At 69.1% G+C, this 16,358-nt stretch carries 11 protein-coding genes; 3 read left to right on the top strand and 8 right to left on the bottom strand.

Annotated features, from left to right (window positions below):
- Positions 1-21 precede the first annotated feature (21 nt).
- Positions 22-990, top strand: a complete 969-nt coding sequence (locus Ahu01nite_RS48350) for a glycosyltransferase family protein (protein ID WP_203843530.1) — start codon at positions 22-24, stop codon at positions 988-990.
- Positions 984-2,264, top strand: coding sequence for a glycosyltransferase family 2 protein (locus Ahu01nite_RS48345; protein WP_239159764.1), 1,281 nt, complete (start codon positions 984-986; stop codon positions 2,262-2,264). The genes Ahu01nite_RS48350 and Ahu01nite_RS48345 overlap by 7 nt, the downstream gene beginning before the upstream one ends.
- On the opposite strand, the gene Ahu01nite_RS48340 is transcribed toward Ahu01nite_RS48345, so the two are convergent.
- The 8 genes from Ahu01nite_RS48340 to Ahu01nite_RS48305 all read right to left on the bottom strand — a co-directional run bounded on the left by Ahu01nite_RS48340 (position 2,209) and on the right by Ahu01nite_RS48305 (position 14,538).
- Positions 2,209-3,108 (bottom strand): S1 family peptidase, encoded by a 900-nt coding sequence (locus Ahu01nite_RS48340; protein WP_203843529.1) that lies wholly within the window; start codon positions 3,106-3,108, stop codon positions 2,209-2,211. The two genes, Ahu01nite_RS48345 and Ahu01nite_RS48340, sit on opposite strands and share 56 nt — an antisense overlap.
- Positions 3,109-3,157: 49 nt before the next feature.
- Positions 3,158-3,757, bottom strand: a complete 600-nt coding sequence (locus Ahu01nite_RS48335) for a TetR/AcrR family transcriptional regulator (RefSeq protein ID WP_203843528.1) — start codon at positions 3,755-3,757, stop codon at positions 3,158-3,160.
- An 18-nt stretch (positions 3,758-3,775) separates the two neighbouring features.
- Positions 3,776-4,870 carry an aldo/keto reductase gene (locus Ahu01nite_RS48330; protein ID WP_203843527.1) on the bottom strand — a complete coding sequence of 365 codons (1,095 nt, stop codon included), beginning with the start codon at positions 4,868-4,870 and terminating at the stop codon, positions 3,776-3,778.
- A 143-nt stretch (positions 4,871-5,013) separates the two neighbouring features.
- Complete coding sequence (locus tag Ahu01nite_RS48325; protein WP_203843526.1) at positions 5,014-8,112, bottom strand: GH92 family glycosyl hydrolase; 3,099 nt, start codon at positions 8,110-8,112, stop codon at positions 5,014-5,016.
- A 157-nt stretch (positions 8,113-8,269) separates the two neighbouring features.
- Complete coding sequence (locus tag Ahu01nite_RS48320; protein ID WP_203843525.1) at positions 8,270-9,022, bottom strand: HNH endonuclease; 753 nt, start codon at positions 9,020-9,022, stop codon at positions 8,270-8,272.
- The gene (locus tag Ahu01nite_RS48315) at positions 9,019-10,389 is read right to left on the bottom strand and encodes an AAA family ATPase (RefSeq protein ID WP_203843524.1); all 1,371 of its coding nucleotides are present in this window, start codon (positions 10,387-10,389) and stop codon (positions 9,019-9,021) included. The genes Ahu01nite_RS48320 and Ahu01nite_RS48315 overlap by 4 nt, the downstream gene beginning before the upstream one ends.
- A gap of 108 nt (positions 10,390-10,497) precedes the next feature.
- A complete protein-coding gene (locus tag Ahu01nite_RS48310) occupies positions 10,498-11,046 on the bottom strand; it encodes a hypothetical protein (RefSeq protein WP_203843523.1) in 549 nt (182 codons plus the stop codon).
- Positions 11,047-11,181: 135 nt separating this feature from the next.
- Entirely contained in the window at positions 11,182-14,538 is a 3,357-nt protein-coding gene (locus tag Ahu01nite_RS48305) for a 3-keto-alpha-glucoside-1,2-lyase-like domain-containing protein (RefSeq protein ID WP_203843522.1), read from the bottom strand.
- Positions 14,539-14,722: 184 nt separating this feature from the next.
- On the opposite strand from Ahu01nite_RS48305, the gene Ahu01nite_RS48300 reads away from it, so the two are divergent.
- Complete coding sequence (locus Ahu01nite_RS48300) at positions 14,723-16,222, top strand: ATP-binding protein (RefSeq protein ID WP_239159763.1); 1,500 nt, start codon at positions 14,723-14,725, stop codon at positions 16,220-16,222.
- The last annotated feature ends 136 nt before the right edge of the window (positions 16,223-16,358 follow it).

The following is a 16,358-nucleotide window of genomic DNA, read 5'->3' as shown; positions in this document are numbered from 1 at the left end:
CACGGTTTGCCCTCGCTCGTCGTGACCGATGATCAGCGCCACGGGGTCACTGTCGCTGCGCGGGATCTTGCCGCGGCCGTGGCGGCGGAGACCGGCATCCGGCTGGGGGTTTCCGCGGCGGACCTGCTCGGTGAGCAACCGCCGGAGCGTGCCCACCTCCACTTCACGGACCGGCTCTGGGCCGGTTCCCCGGAGCACGCGGCCGCGCTCGTGGAACGCATCGCCGCCCGCACAGCGCTCACCGTCACTCTCCATGACATCCCGCAGCCCTCCGACGGCCCGCGTAATCTCCCCCGCCGCACCGACTGTTACGCCCGAGTCGCGGCCGTCACGCGCGGTGTCGTCGTCAACAGCCACCACGAAGCCGCCCACCTCGCCGAGGCCGGCATCGCGCCCCGGGTCCTCGCCGTCGTGCCCCTGCCCGTCACACCCGCGCCCTTTTCCTCGCCCAGGACCAGACCCGGCTCCCCCGACGTCGCTGTGCTCGGGTTCTTCTACCCGGGCAAGGGCCACGCCGAAGTCGTCGACGCGGTGGCCGCCCTGGCCGACCGGCCCCGCATGACCGTGCTCGGGGGGCCGTCGGCGGGGCACGAGGAGGATCTCCGGGTGTTCGCCGAGCAAGCCGCGGCGCACGGGATCGCCGTCGACGTGACCGGCTTCGTGGCCGAGGAGGATCTCATCGCGCGGTGCCGGGAGGTGGCCGTGCCTGTCGTAGCGCATCGACACTTCTCCGCGTCCGGGTCGCTGGCCACCTGGATCGCCGCGGGACGCCGTCCCCTGGTCATCGACGGGCGTTACACCCGGGAGATGGCGGCACTGCGACCCGCGACCGTGCATCTCGTCGCGCCCGATCGGCTCGCGGAAGCGATCGCCGCCGCGCTCGCCGACCCGGCGTCGACCTGGCTCCCGGCACACGCCGTCACCCGCCCGCATCTCGACGACACCGCCGCCGCGTACCTGCGCTGGTGGAGCAAGGACATCGCATGGTGACCGGCCGCTCAGTCCCCGGCAACCGCTGGGATCTCCTCGACGGCGTCAACCCCGACGAACCACCGACCGTGTCCGTCATCGTCGTGCACTACAAGCAACAGGCCGAGCTGGACCGTACGCTCGCCGCGCTGAACCGGCAGACGCATCCCGCCGCCCGCACCGAGGTGATCGTCGTCGACGACGGATCCCCGGAACCGCCGCGGGTGCCGGCCGGGGTCCGTCTCCTGCGCCAGGCCGACGAGGGATTCCGCGCGGCGGCGGCACGCAACCTCGGCGCGGCGGCAGCGACCGGCGACGTGCTGTGTTTCCTCGATGCCGACACCGTGCCCGAGCCTTCGTACCTGACCCGCATGGCACGGCTCCCGGCACTCGCACCCGAGGCCGTCGTCGTAGGCCGCAGGCGGCACGCCGCCCTCGCCGAACTCCCCGTCGACGCCCCCGTGGAACAGGCCGGCCCCGCGGCCGAGCTCCCCGAACCGCAGTGGCTCCGGGACGGCTATCACAACACGCGGGACCTGCTCGACGCCGACGACCGGGCCTACAGGTACGTCATCAGCGCCGCACTCGCCTGTTCGCGCTGGTTCTTCGAGCGGGTGGGCGGATTCGACGAGCAGTTCCGCGCGTACGGCGGCGAGGACTGGGAGTGGGCGTACCGCGCCTGGCTCGGCGGTGCGATCCTTGCCCACGCCGCCGACGCCGTGGCCTGGCACGACGGGCCCGACTGGGCGGGGCGCGAGCTGGACGACCCGGCCCGCCGTGCACGCAAGGACAACGAGACGCTGCTGCTCGCCGACGTCATCGGGGTCGCCGGGTCGCGGGGGCACGGTCTGCGCAGCGCGAACCCGGACATCGTGGTCAGGCTCGGCGCGGCACCGTCACCGGCCGCCGCGTTCGTGTGCGTCGATTCGGTGCTCGCGGCGCTCCCGGCGGCCGTGGTCTGCGTACCCGACGAATTCCTCGGCCTTTTCAGCTCCGATCAGCGGGTGACCAAAGCCGGCGCCGCTCCCCTGGCCCGCGTGGTCGTCGACCTGCCGGCGGCGATCCGCGTCGACAGCATCGCGGATGCCCTGCGGGACGCGGTGTCAGCGGCCGGCGTCGGCACCCTCGGCACAGTGCTGCTCGGACCAGCTGTCCGGATCGACTCCGCCCGCGCCCGCGCCCGCCGCGCGACCTGGGGACAAGACATGTTCGAGACCCACGCCGACGACAACGCCGGCGTCACCCCGCTCGACGCCGACCCGGGCCTCGCCGGCTACCTCGGCGGCTGGTCCTGATCACTACTGCGATCGCGAGCAGACCCGCGAGCGCCGCGCAGACAGCGATCCACCAGTTCCGGGTGAGGCCCAGGACCCGGCCGGCCATGGTGTCCGACACCCAGCCGGTGAGGTTGTCGGCGCGGGCGGCCACGTCATCGCCGGTGTGCGGGCAGGCCGGGCCGCGGCTGACCACCGCGACCAGTTCGGGGACGCCGTCGGCGCGGGTGCGGAAGTAGGGGCCGCCCGAGTCGTGCGGGCAGGCGCTGGTGTCGGCCCGGGGTGCCCGCCCGGCGACGCTCACCGTCGCCTCGCCGAGCTCGGTGACGACGAATTCGCCGGTCTGCAGCCGGTCGACGGTGTCGCCCTCGTCGTAGCTGGTCAGGCCCCAGCCGGTGAGCCGGACGGTCTCGTCGGGCGCGGCGGGGGTGGTGGCGATCCGCAGCGGCTCGACATCGGTGACCGCCTCGTCCAGCTCGACCAGGGACACGTCGGCCGTCTTCGACTGATGGACCGCCACGACGTCGATCTCGTGGCCGGTGTGGTCGGTCAGGGCGGTGCGGCCGATCGTGGCGGTGGTGCGCCCGGCGACCGTACGCCCGACGCGCTTGCCCGACGCGTCCCGGAAGCAGTGACCGGCCGTGATCACCCACCGGGGTGCGATGAGCGCCCCGGAGCACGAGCTGTCCCGGCTGCCGTGGTCGGCGGCCGGAAGACCGGTCATGCTCAGCCGCACCGAGAACCCGTACTGCCCCGCGGCAGCGTCCTCCCCATGAGCGATCGCCTGGGCGGGCCCCGGCGCACTCACCGCGACCCCGAGAACGATCGCGGCCCCGACGGCGACCCGCGTGAAGGTGGTTCGCATCCACCCATCGTCGTCCGCGTCATGTATGGCGCGGATAAACGCCGCCTTGTCAGGTGGCGTAACTGCGCAGCATCGCCAGCGAACCGTCGAGAGCGGCGGCGAGCGGTTCGATATTGTTCTTGGACTGCATGACCAGCAGGCCGCCCTGCAACGACGCGAAGACGGCCAGGGCCAGCCGGTCCGGGTCGGCGTCGGAGCGCAGCAGCTTGGTGTCGCGCATCAGGTGCAGGCCCGCAGCCAGCTGGGCGAGCCAGCGGTCGGCATACGCCGCGATCTGGGTGGACAGCTCCGGCTCGGTCGGGGCGACCTCGTTGACCAGCGCGCTGACCGAGCAGTACTTGTGGGTGAGCCCGGTGTAGTGGGTGATGACGGCGTCGCGCCAGCCCTGCCAGGCCCGCCAGGAGTCGAGCCGGTCGATCCAGGGCTCCTGGGCGGCCATGACCTGGGAATTCTGGTAACCGGCGATCGCGGCGACCAGCTCGCTCTTGCCGCCGGGGAAGTAGTGGAAGAGCTGACTCTTACTGGTCTTCGTGCCGTCGCGGATCTCGTCGAGCGTCATCCCGGCGACCCCGCGCTCCAGGATCAGCTCGGTGGCGGCGCGCACGATCCGTTCACGGGTCGCGGCGCCTTTAGCGGTCAATCCGGTCATGGCGTCGAGGATAGGCCGCTAGGAATTCACGGCGTTGAAGACGGGCTGGTGGTAGCCGGCCGGCTTGTCACCGATGCCGAGGCCGGGGCTGACGATCCAGCTCTGGTATTCCGGGGTGAACATGGCGTAGGGCAGCGCCGGTGGTGTCGCGCTGACCTCGTCGAGCCGGCGCCGGGCATCGGGCGGGAGGTCGAAGTCGAGCGCGGCGAGGTTGCTCCGCACCTGCGCGGCGCTGCTGGCGCCGAGGACCACCGACGCGACGCCGGGCCGGGTCGCGACCCAGTTGATCGCCACCTGCGCCATCGGCCGGCCCAGGTCGGCGGCGACGCTCTCGAGGGTCTCGATGACCTGCCAGTCGTGGTCGGTGACGGCCGCGCCGCCCGCCTCGGGGTTGGTCAGCCGGCCGGTGCCGTCCATGCCGCCGGCCGAACGCCGGTACTTGCCGGTGAGCAGGCCGCCCGCGACAGGGCTCCAGACGGTCACGCCCATGCCCAGGTTCTGCGCCATCGGCACGAACTCCGCCTCGATGGCCCGGTTCACCAGCGAGTACGGCAACTGGACCGTGACCAGGGGGCTCATGGCGTGGGCCTCGGCGTAGCTCTGGGCGCGGGCGGCGTACCAGGCGGGAACGTCCGACAGCCCACCGTGGCGGATCTTCCCCGCCCGGACCAGGTCGTCCAGCGTCCGCACGACCTCCTCCACCGGGGTGATCCGGTCCCAGGTGTGCAGCAGGTAGAGGTCGAGGTAGTCGGTGCCGAGCCGCCTGAGCGACGCCTCGACCGCCCGGACGATGTGCTTGCGCCCGTTGCCGCTGGCGTTCGGGTCGCCCGGGTCGATGCTGTTGGTGAACTTGCCGGTCAGCACGAGCCGCTCGCGGTTGCCCGCCCGCTTGATCAGGCTGCCGAGGATGCGTTCGCTCTCCCCCGCGGTGTAGAAGTCTGCGGTGTCGATGAAATTGCCACCGGACTCCACGTACGCGCGGAAGATCGGCTCGGCCTCCTCCTCGGTCTTCCCGTACGCCTTGTGGAACCCGTCGACCCCGAAGTTCATCGTCCCCAGCGCCAACCGGCTGACCCGCAGCCCGGAACGCCCGAGCAGATAGTAGTTGTTCATGACCGCCTCATCCCCTGATCCGGCGCCCCGATCGGACCGCCTGGTCCATACTTTGCTCTTCGCAAAGTGAACCAGCAAGTCCAAACTTCGTGACGTCCGTGACAGCGCCGGGCGGGCATGTCTCACCCGCCCGGCGCACTCGGTCAGGCGCGGACGTCGACCTCGTAGATGCGGGCGGCGGTGGTGCCGTCCTGGGTCGGGGTCACCACGGCGACGCGCAGATAGCGTGCGTCGGCGTTGACCGTTGTTGTCGTCGTGTCCGCCGTGTTGGCGCGGACCTGGGCGCGGGTTGTCCAGGTCGTGCCGTCCGGGGAGGTCTGGACGTCGAAGTCGCGGGTGTTCCACTTCGGATACTCGCCACCAGCGCCGGCGTGCCGGATCACGACCGAGCCGATGTGCTGGGTGCTGCCGAGGTCGGTCTGCAGCCATTTCGTCGTGCCCTGCGAGCACCACTTGTCGAACCAGCCGCCCAGCCAGCTGCCGTTGAACGCCCGGTCGGGGCTTTCCGTGGCGGCGCAGGAAGAGTCGGCTGTGGCGGTGCGGCGTAGCGCCAGGTCGGTCGGGGCACTGCTGCTGCCGTACACCTCGACCTCGTAGATTCTGGCGGTGCCGCTGCCGTCGGCGGCCGGCTGGGTCGTGTCCAGCCGGACGTAGCGCGCGGTGCGGGCGGCGATCGGCAGGTAGCTGCGGCTGGCCTTGCTGCCGGTGATGCTGACCGCGGTGCTCCACGCCGTACCGTCAAGGCTTGTGGAAAGGGTGAAAGCGCCGGTGTTCCAGTTGGTCTGCTCACCGCCGAGGCCGGCGTGTTTGACCACAAAGGAGCTGACCGTGCGGGCGGAGCCGAGGTCCACCTGCAGGAATTGCGGGGCGGTCCCGGAGCAGAATTTGCTGTTGCCCGCGATCGCACCGTCGACGGACTTGGCCGCGGACTCCGCGCTGTTGCACGCCGCCGACCCGGTGACGGACCGGCCCTGGGCCAGGTTCGCCCCGAGGTCGGGTTCGGCCGGCGGCTGTGTGCGACCTTCGGCAAAGCTGGGGGGTACGTCACCCGCGCCGGTCCCCCACGCCGAAGCAGCACTGCCCATTGTGAACGCGACGGTGCCGCCCGCCGCGATGTCGGCGTACCTGAAGAAGTTGTGGCTCGTCGCTGTTCCGCCGACGGAAAGTGTCTGCACGTAACGGTTCGCGGCGCTGCCACCGGTGACGGTGATGTTCCCGGACGGGCGCTGGATGAGCACGCTGGGGAACGAGCCGCCGTGCACGGCGAGCGTGTCGGCGCCCGGGGTGACGGGGTAGAAGCCGAGCGCCGACCAGACGTACCAGGCCGATGTCGCGCCGAGGTCATCGTTGCCGGGCAGGCCGCCCGCGCCCGTGGTGAAGGACTCGGCCATCACCCGGCGCACCGCGTCACTGGCACCGGCGGGCTTGCGGGCGAAGTTGTACGCCCACGGCACCCCGTGCTCGGGTTCGTTGCCGATGTAGAAGTACGGCCGGGACAGCCCGCCGTTCAGCTCCGTGAAGTGGTGGTCGAGACGCTGCACCGCCGTGGCCGGGCCACCCATGAGCGTGACGACCGCGCCGAGGTTGTGCGGGACCATCCAGCTGTACTGGGCAGCATTGCCTTCCACGTAGGGGCTTTCCTGCGCGGGGTTGAACGGCGTCGACCACGCGCCACCGCCGTCGCGGGTATGGATGAAGGACGACTCACCGTTGAACGAGCTGCGCCAGAACTGCGAGCGGGTGCTGAACGTGGTGTACGCGCCCGTGTCGCCCACCGCCTTGGCGAACTGGGCGATGGCGAAGTCGCTGGACGCGTATTCCAGGGTCTCCGAAGGGTTGCCCGGGATGAACTCGTTCGCCGCGTAGACGGACTGGTTGCCGCGGAGGACGTAGCCCTGCGAGCCGCCACCGTTCGCGCTGTTCTTCATCAGGGCCAGGGCTGCCGCGGTGTCGAATCCGCGTACGCCGAACGCGTACGCGCTGCCCACGACGATCGGTCCCGGGTCGCCGGGCATGACGAAGTCCTCGATGCTCTGGTGCGACCATTTCGGCAGCGAGCCGCCCTGCTGGCCGTCGAGCACCATGGACTTCACGATGTCGGTCATCACGTCCGGCGCGATCAGCGCGACCAGCGCCGACCAGGACCGGTAGATGTCCCAGCCCGAATAGTTCTGATAGACGGGATGGCTCGCGGTGTGCACAGCGCCGTCGAAGCCGCGGTACTCGCCGTTGGTGTCGCTGGCGATGTTCGGGTTCTGCAGCACGTGGTACAGCGCGGTGTAGAACTTCTGCAGCTCCGTCGCGGCGCCACCGGTGACCTGCACCCGGTTGAGCGCGGTGTTCCACTTCGCGTCCGCGTTGCTGCGCACATCGGCGAACGACGCGGCCTCGGCGGTGGCGTTGTTCTGCGCGTTGGCGACACTGACGAACGAGATCCCTACGGTCGCGTTCACCACGGCGTTGCTCGTGGTGTCGAACGTGACGTACGCGCCGGCCTGCGTGCCGCTCGCGCTCGCCGATCCCGCGCTGACCGTCGCGCCGTTGAACGTGCCGAAGCCGGTGGGCGTACGGTCGAAGAGGATCGAGTAGTACATCTTGAACGTACGCCCACCGCAGAACCCGCCCGCGGTGTGCTCACCCCAGACCCGGTTCCCGGTTATCGACACGTTCCCGTCCCGGTCCCCGGTCGCCGAGCGGCTCGCGTTGATCAGCACCCGCGCGGTGGTGCTCGCCGGATACGTCAACCGCAGGGCGCCGGTGCGCGTGGTGGCACTCAACTCGGCGTCCACGCCGTACTTGTCGAGCCGGTTCTTGTAGTAACCGGGCGAGGCCGACTCGTTGGACTTCGTGTAGGCGGACGCATAACTGGTCCAGGAATTCCCGGGCGAGGCACCGAGCGCGCCGGTCACCGGCAGGATCGGCAGATCCTCGTTGTTCGGGCACCCGGCCCCGTTGAAATGCGTGAGACTGAACGACTCGATCGTCCGGTCCCGGTCCCGGTACCCCGACGGCGACCCCGTCGGCGTATCCGGGCTGAACTGCACCATCCCGAACGGCACGGTGGCACCGGGGAACGTGCTGCCACCCGCACCGCCGCCGACGGGGTTGGGCGAGTTGCTGTCATCCGTACCGATCAGGGGATTGACGTACTGCGTGAGGGCCAGGTCCGCGGCGCTTGCCGCCTGCGGAACGGAAAGCACAGCAGCGGTGAGGACGACCGCTGCGGCGAGGGTACGGAGCATGGGGGATGCCGTCCCTTCTGAGATCCGAAGGTGACAACGCTGTCACCGGTACACAGATAGGACTCTTTTCAATTCACATTTGTCAATACCTGTCCTCTCGGAGATCACCGTCGTCGCTGGATCAGAACGATTGACGCACGTAGTCCAGCCGCCCTCGTCACAAAGTCAGGAGCAGGACCTCGCGGACCCGGCGATCACGGAGCAGCCCAACGATGTCGGGCACCTCGGAGAACACGACCGCCGCTCCGGGCTGCTCGACCTGCCGGAGCATCGCCTGGCAGACGTCAGCGCACGGCTGCTCCCGGATCATGTGCAGAACCTGAGCGGGATCGTAGAGGTTCTCGCCGCGCACAGCAGCTGACCATGTCCGTAGGCAGAGGACCACCACCTGGAAGACGTTCTGCCTGGCCCTCGCCAGGGCGAACCGGTTCAGACCGCACACCTCGATCGTCCGGCGGCCCTTCTCCGACAACGCCCGATACTCCCCGACCGACAACGACAGCATCAGATGATCAAAAGGATCCTCGACCGTGGGGTCGATCAACAACGGGATCCCCTGCTCATCTAAGGGGAACTGGTCACGCTTGTGGTGACTGTTGCAGTGCGAGCAAGCCAGAAGATGGTTGGGCCAATCAAAGGTACGCAGTGGAGCCTGCGCAATCGGCTCGTAGTGATCGATGTCGGTGCCAAAACTGTCGCCGCAGTACATGCACCGTTCAGCACCGGGTGCCATCCGCTGCAGCACTGTACGGATCGGCGTCGCCACCTGGGACCGCGTGGTCTTCGAACGCCACAGGTCACGCGCTATTTGAACCTGATGGCTTGGGTCCTCGGAACGGATGTGCCCGCTCAGGGTCGTCATACGATCGGTGACCTCGGCGGGTAACGGCAAGCGGTGGATCGGAATCACGGACGGTGCTGCTCCCCGTTCGCAACCAGTCGTGCCGCGAGTTCGTCGACTCTGGCGGGTGGCGAGCTGGCAAGCAGGTCACGTAACTGCACGTAGCGGCGGATTTGCTGGTCGTTGGCGTGGCCGGTGAGCACGTCCGTCTCGAGAATGACCAGCTCGCGGCGGAGTTGGACGGCCTGGTCCGAGTAGGGGGTGTCGAGGCCGAACAGCTCCGACATGACGGCGTCGTCGCCGCTGCCGTAGACGATCCGCTCGTACAGGTCCTGCTCCACGATCTGGGGCGGGGTGTCCTCGTCGGGGCCGGGCAGGCGGATCAGGCCGCGCTCGTCCGCCGCCTGGCAGATGTAGGGGCTGTGGGTCGTCACGATGAACTGGGTCCGGGGGAAGTGCTGTTTCAGCCAGCCGCCTATCCGCTTCTGCCAGGAGACGTGCAGGTGGGCGTCGACCTCGTCGATGATGACCACGCCCGGCGCGTTGACCGTGGTCAGCCCACCGACGGTGACGACGTCGAGGGTGCCGTAAGCCTCGTAGACCTGTTTGAGCAGGTCGACCACCAGCGCGGCGACCGTACGATATCCATCGCTCATCTCTCGCAGGGGAGAACGGTGACCGCCGCGCTCGACCCAGAGGCCATCCGAGTTGACCCCCTGAATCGCGTATCCGTCCGGTAGCAGCCCGTCGCCCAGGACTGCCAGAGCGGCCGCCTTGAGTTGTTCAGCGCCGGACCGCTTCTCCAGTGATCGCAGGTGCTGCTCGATGAGCCAGCTCACGCCCTCGGCGAGGGACGCATCCTCGTGGAACGCCGTGGCCATCCGCGTGGCCGGGCCCCTGCTGACCATGAGCCGCTGAGCGTCACCCGAACCGCCCGCGAGCCGCCGGAACGGGCCATACGCCGCGCAGAACCACCCGGCCGGGTTGTCGGACCAAGGCCCCCGCTGTGACGCTCTTAGTTCACCGCCGGACAAGCCACGGTGTTCCATCATCGCCGGCTGCCTGTCTTGTCCGGCATAACGGGCATCCTCCTGGATGGCCCAGCTCAAACCGGCCCCGAACTGCCCCGCCGGCCACTCCTCGTCCCCGGCGAAGAGATCGACCCCCGTGTCATGCGTGAGTTGCACCGTGGCGACGGCGTGAAGCTTGCCGAACGACACCCAGTTGGAGAAGTCGGAGACCAGGTTGCGGGCTACGCCGGGACCGCCGACAGCGAGGGCCACAGCCCGCAGCAGTGACGTTTTACCCGAACCATTACGCCCGGCCAGCACGGTCCAGCCGGCGAGGGATCCGTCCGGCCGGGTGAGGTCAAGCGACACGTCACGGGCGTCGTGAAATCCTCGCACGTTTCGCAGCTTGATCTCTTTGATGTACACCGGGCATCCCCCTCGCCTGCCGCCGGGCCCGTTGTCACCAGATCACGGCCCGATCGGGGCCAGCGTAATCCAGCCGGGCCCGGGGCCAGCGCGGTAACCGGGCGCCGGTCAGCTGGTGAAGCGGGAGAGTACGCCCTTCTTGACCTCGCCGGCGCGCTGCTGCTCGCCGGCGAAGGAGCTGACGACGATCAGGGCGCCGGTCAGCAGCGGAATGGCCCACTGCAGGGTGGACAGCCGCTTCTGCGCGGTGGCCACGTCGCCGGGGGTGCTGCTGGCCGGTTCGGTGCCCGCCAGGGCCGGCACCGACTCCTCCTGGGCGACCTTGCGGCCGAGCAGGCGGCTGTAGCCGGTCACGGCGAGTGCCACCACCGTCAGGCCGGTCTTCGCGATCGCCATCGAGCCGACGCCGCTCTGCCCGGCCAGACGCGAGCGGTTGCCGACGAGCTCGCCGACGCTGCCGACGAGGTGCGCGCCGATGGCGGCCGCGTTGACCGGGGTCCACTTGTTCCAGCCGGTGTTCGCGACGCGGCCGGTGCCGCTCGCCGTGTCCGCTTGCGCGGCGGCCGGGTTGAGGGCTACCGCGTTGGCCAGGGTGCCGCCGAACCAGGCGGCGAGGCCGACGTCGTGCAGGGAACGGGACAGGGTGTCTTTCGCCATGGGAATCCTCCGGTAGCCGAGATGCTGTCGGCCCCGGCTACCCCCACGTCAGCGCTTCACACGGAGCCGGGCCGCCGCATCACGTCACCCACCCGGGCCCGTTTGGAGCGGGCGGGCCCGGGTACGCGAGCACAGTCAGGCCGGTTCGATCCAGAGGTTGCGGTAGCGGACGTTCGCCCCCGGGTCGCCGTGGTCCTGCAGGCGGACGGGCAGGAAGGACGGCCCCTCCGCGGCGCCGTTGCCGGTGGGGCCGTCGATGGCGATGTTGTCGTGGACGGTGGTGCCGTTCCAGACCACGGTGACGCGGGCGTTGTCGATCTTCGTGGTGCCGTCGTAGCGGGCCGCACGGAATGTGACGTCGTAGGTCTGCCACGTCTCCGGGGCTGTTCCGGCGTTGGCAGAGGGCGCCCGTTTCAGGTAGATGGCGGCGCAGTCGTTGTCAGCCAGGGCCGGTTTACCGTACGTGTCGAGGATCTGCAGTTCGTAGCGGTCCTGCAGGTAGATGCCGCTGTTCGCACGCGCCTGACCGGTCACGTCGCCGGGCAGGTTCGGCAGCCAGAACTCGGCGTGCAACCGGAAATCGCCGTACGTCTGCTTGGTGCGCAGGTCCCCACCGAACGCCTCCGCCGAGCCGCCGGAGACCGGCCACGTGGCCGGCGTACCGTCAGCGTTCTGGAAGGCCTGCAGGTTGCCGCCGTCGAACAGCGTCACCCGGCCGGGGCCGTTGTGGGTCCACCGCTGCTGGGCCACGCCCGCCGGTTCCCAGATCTGCAGCTGGGTGCCGTCCGTGCTCGCCCCGCCCGCCGCGTCGAGGACCTTGCCCGACTGCGGATTCAGCAACGACCCGTCGGCCTGGGCCCGCCACACCTGCGCGGCGCCGTTGTTGCACGTGTAGAGCTGCACCTTGGTGCCGTTGGCCGTTCCGGCGTTGTCCACGTCCAGGCACTTGCCGAGCGCGCGCAGGGTGTCGCCGTCGCGGGTCCAGCTCTGCGCGGACGAGTTGTTGCACCCGTACAGCTGAATCTTGGCCCTGTCGGCAGTGCTCGCGTTGTCCACATCGACACACTTGCCAGCAATGCCGGTGAGCGTTCCTGTCCGCGGCGCGGCCGCCGTGGTGTCGCCGACGGTCAGGCTGTCGAGGTTGACGTGCCCGATGTCGCCCTCGTCGACCCTGTACGCGATCGTGTTGCCCCCGGCCCGCAATGTCACCGTGTCGAGCTGGGTCGCCCAGGTGTCCCACGTACCCGTGTCGGCGAGGTTGATCTGCCTGACCTTGCTGCCGTTGACGTACAGGCTGACCGTCTTGGCACCCGCGGACGGATTCGGGCCGTTACTGAAACGCAGGGACACCGGGTACGCCCCGGCCGACGGCACGTCAACGCTGAACGTCGTCGCGGCCCCCACCGAGCCATACCCCGCGACGAAACCCGACCCGGTGTACCCGGTGTGGTCGGAAGCCACCCCGGCGCTCCCGCTGAGCCCGGCATTCTCCGCCTCGACCCGGCCCGTCGGCAACGTCGAACCATCGGCCAGGCTGTTGAGCGTGTACCAGGCCTCGGTGCTCCACAACGACGCACCGGACGTCGACGTGAACGGACGCGGTGAGCGAACGTGCACCACGCGGCCCGGCTTGAGCCCCGTCAGCTTGAGCGTCACCTTCAACCGGTCCGCGGACAGCGACGCCGACGCCACCGGCAGCGACTCCTCATCCACCTTCGGTCCGCCGTACGCCGGGGTCGGCACGTAACGCCACTGCTCGGCCCGATACCGCGCGGCGAGCTGCGCGGCGGTGTCCACCGACACCGGCTGCGTGTACTCGAACTCAAAACCGCCGGCGATCGTACGCATAGCTTTGATGTCAAAAACGCTTGTGCCGTTGGGTGTCAGCTTCTGCAGCCCGTACGTCAGCTTGCCTTCCTGACCCCAGTTACCGCCCGCACCGAGCCCGCCGTAGTAGAGCGCACCGTCCGGCCCCTGCGTCAGCCGCAGCACCCCCGACTCGAGCCCCTGGGTCAACCGGAAAACCGCACCCTGATACTGACCACCGACCTTCTCCAGGTACGCCCGCTGGATCCCGCCGTAGGTGACATCACCGAAGAGCACCTGCCCCGCGTACGGCCCCGAGTCCAGCATCAGCGGAGTGCTCGGCGAGTTCGCGATCTCGTTCTGCGGCAGCCACAGCACCGGCTGCGTCACGGGGCGGTCGTCGTACGGTCCGTCCGGATTGGTGTAGTGCCCGAAGAACCGGTCCTGCTTGATCTGCACGAGCTTCGACGCGGGCAGCCACCCACCCTGGTTGTCGAGGACGAGCAGGTCGCCCTCCGGCCCCCACCCCAGCCCATCCGGCGTACGCAGCCCGCCCGCAACGTACTGCACCGCACCCGTCGCGCGGTTGATCTTCAAGCTGGTGCCGCGGTTCGGTGAACCCTGCGGCTGGGTGGTCGCGCCACCGAGATCGATGGACACGGACAGGTTCAGGTAGAAGTAGCCGTCCTTGTAGAGCAGCCCGAACGCGAACTCGTGGAAATTGCCGTCGAACGGCCACGTCGCGACCCGGCGATACTGGTCGATCACGCCGTCGCCGGTGGTGTCGGTGAGCTCCGTCAGCTCATGCTTCTGCGAGACATAGATCGTCCCGTCGACAATCTTCAACCCCATCGGTTCCCGGAGACCAGAGGCGATCTTCCGGTACGTCACCGGGCCGTCTCCGGTGACCCCGTTGAGGATGTACACCTCCCCCGCCACGGTGTCGCTCCCGCCCCAGGTCGCGATGGCCAGCCGCCCGTCCGGGAACCAGTCCATCGCACTCACCTGCGGCTCGAACCCGGCCGGCCGCAGATCCTTCAGCGTGTACCCGGGGTACACGGCATCCAGCGGAAGACCGTCACCAGGGCTGTCCGCCGACCCCTCGCACTCCTTGCGCCCCGGCGCGGTCACCCGGACCACGCCGGCATCGGTGCTCAGCACGCTGGTCGGCACCGGCACGAACGAGGTCGCTCCCGGAGGCTGCCACGCCAGGGTCAGCTGCTGGCCGCCGTCGCGCTCGAAGTAGTCCACGCGCAGGCCGTGGTAGCCGGTCGTGAGCGTGACACTGCCATCCTTGGCGGTCGCCCCGTGCGCGCCGTCGTGGTTGATGATCGTCGCATCGTCGATCAGGAGCCGCGAGCCGTCGTCGCTGGTGAGCCTGAACGCGTACGCCCCCGCCGTCCCGATGCTGATGTTCGCGATCACCTCCGACTGGAAGTGGTCCGCCAGCCCGAAGTCCGCCTCAGTCGTCCAGTTGATCGCCGGCATCAGCTTGTCGACGTTCGGCGTCTGCGCGGGCTTGAGCGTGCAGATCGCATCCCGCGCCGTCTGCAGATCGTAGGTCCGAAGGGTGACTCCGGGCTCCTGCGGAGGAGGCGCGGCCGCCGCCCCGGCCGGTGCTGCAGGCAGCAGAAGGGCGCCCACCAAAAGGGCGGCGCGTGGTCGGGTGAACAGCGATCTCTTCATCGAGCGCCCCGCAGACAGGTCGACAACCATCGATGCCTGCTGACGCTAGGCGCCTTCTGTCACGAAGTCCACAACTTTCGCCGCAATCAGCAAAAGTCCCCCACCGCCCGCCACACCCTCTTTACCGTCCTAGGAACCTGGACTGTTTGGGTCGCAGAAGTATAGTTCTGAGAACTATACTTCTGTGACTTGTGACATTATGGAGGCCGTGCTGATGGACAAACCGCCCCGCATCTTCGGCCGGACCCGCGAGTGGGACGGTCTCGCCGCGTTCGCGACCAGGTCCTCCGATGCAACGGCCGGCGCCGCGGCGCTGGGTGTGATGAGCGGCCGGCGCCGTCAGGGTAAGAGCTTCCTGCTGCAAGCTCTCGCCGAAGCCGCCGGAGGCATGTACTTCGCCGCCACCGAGGCGACCGAGGCGGAGTCGCTGCGGTTGTTCACCGAGACGCTCGCACGGCACACCAACGAGTTCATCGAAGCGCCGTTCCGGGACTGGAACGACGCGATAGCTCATATGTTCCACAGCGTCACCGACCGCCCGACTGTCGTCGCGATCGACGAGTTCCCGTTCCTGTCGAAGACCTCACCAGCGCTGCCGTCGATCATTCAGCGCGAGCTCGGCCCGGGAGGCAGCGGCCGCGCAAGCTCGGCACGGCTGGTGCTGTGCGGATCGGCGATGTCGGTCATGGGCAGCCTCCTGGCCGGGCAGGCACCGCTACGTGGCCGGGCAAGCCTCGAGCTCGTCGTCCAGCCGTTCCGCTACCGCGAATCTGCCCGGTTCTGGGGCATCACCGATCCCAGACTCGCCATCCTGGTCCACGCGGTCGTCGGCGGCACCCCGGCCTATCGTTACGAGTTCACCCAGGGAGACGCCCCGGCCACGATCGACGACTACGACGCCTGGGTGATCCGGACCGCCTTGAACCCGCAGACGCCGTTGTTCAGGGAAGCGCGATACCTGCTGGCCGAGGAAGCCGCCATCCGCGACCCCGCCCTCTATCACTCGGTGCTGGCCGCGATCGCCGCCGGCAACAACACCAACGGCGGGATCGCCAGTTTCATCGGGCGGAAATCCGACCAGATCACGCACCCGCTCAACGTCCTCGAGGACTGTGCGCTGATCGCCCGCGAACCGGACCTGCTCCGGCCAGGCCGCGCTCGCTACCGGATCGTCGAACCGCTGATCACGTTCTACGAGGCGATCATGCGGAAACGCTGGGCGGAGCTGGAGATCCACCGCGCCGAGCAGGTCTGGACGACAACCCGCCAGACCTTCCTCACCCAGGTCGTCGGCCCGCACTTCGAAGCCCTGTGCCGGGCCTTCGCCCTGGAATCCGGCGACGCCCTCTTCGCCGAGCAGCCGTCCGAGGTCGGGTCAGGGACGGTCAACGACCCGGCGAGCCGCACCCAGATCGAGATCGACGTGGTCGCGCTGGCCGCGCAGCAGGGCAGCGGCCCCCGGCGAATCCTGTCCTTGGGCGAGGTCAAATGGGGCGAGGTCATCGGCCACCATCACCTTCAGCGCCTGGCGACAGCCCGCGACCTCCTGCGGCCGAAGGGCTACGACACCGAAACCACGGTGCTCGCTCTCTACGGGGGCGCCGGGTTCACCGCCGAACTAACGGCCGCCGCCGCAACCGACGACCGGATCCTCCTCGTCGACCTCGCCCGCCTGTATTCCTGAGCCGGGCATATGAACGAACCGCGCCACCACGATGGATGGCGCGGTTCGTTGCGGCCTTACACCTAGGGGCGGTGGGCTTACTCCTAGGCGGCGGGCCTACACCTAGGCGGCGGGCCTATTCCTCGGCGGTGGCCGT

Source organism: Winogradskya humida, assembly GCF_016862215.1.
GTDB lineage: Bacteria > Actinomycetota > Actinomycetes > Mycobacteriales > Micromonosporaceae > Actinoplanes > Actinoplanes humidus.
This window is presented reverse-complemented; position numbering and strand designations above follow the sequence as displayed.

What these genes read in the sequence shown, in the direction of transcription:
- Ahu01nite_RS48340 (WP_203843529.1), bottom strand. Translation starts at nt 3,108, where the DNA reads ATGCGAACCACCTTCACGCGGGTCGCCGTCGGGGCCGCGATCGTTCTC.
- Ahu01nite_RS48310 (WP_203843523.1), bottom strand. Translation starts at nt 11,046, where the DNA reads ATGGCGAAAGACACCCTGTCCCGTTCCCTGCACGACGTCGGCCTCGCC.
- Ahu01nite_RS48345 (WP_239159764.1), top strand. Translation starts at nt 984, where the DNA reads ATGGTGACCGGCCGCTCAGTCCCCGGCAACCGCTGGGATCTCCTCGAC.
- Ahu01nite_RS48335 (WP_203843528.1), bottom strand. Translation starts at nt 3,757, where the DNA reads ATGACCGGATTGACCGCTAAAGGCGCCGCGACCCGTGAACGGATCGTG.
- Ahu01nite_RS48325 (WP_203843526.1), bottom strand. Translation starts at nt 8,112, where the DNA reads ATGCTCCGTACCCTCGCCGCAGCGGTCGTCCTCACCGCTGCTGTGCTT.
- Ahu01nite_RS48330 (WP_203843527.1), bottom strand. Translation starts at nt 4,870, where the DNA reads ATGAACAACTACTATCTGCTCGGGCGTTCCGGGCTGCGGGTCAGCCGG.
- Ahu01nite_RS48305 (WP_203843522.1), bottom strand. Translation starts at nt 14,538, where the DNA reads ATGAAGAGATCGCTGTTCACCCGACCACGCGCCGCCCTTTTGGTGGGC.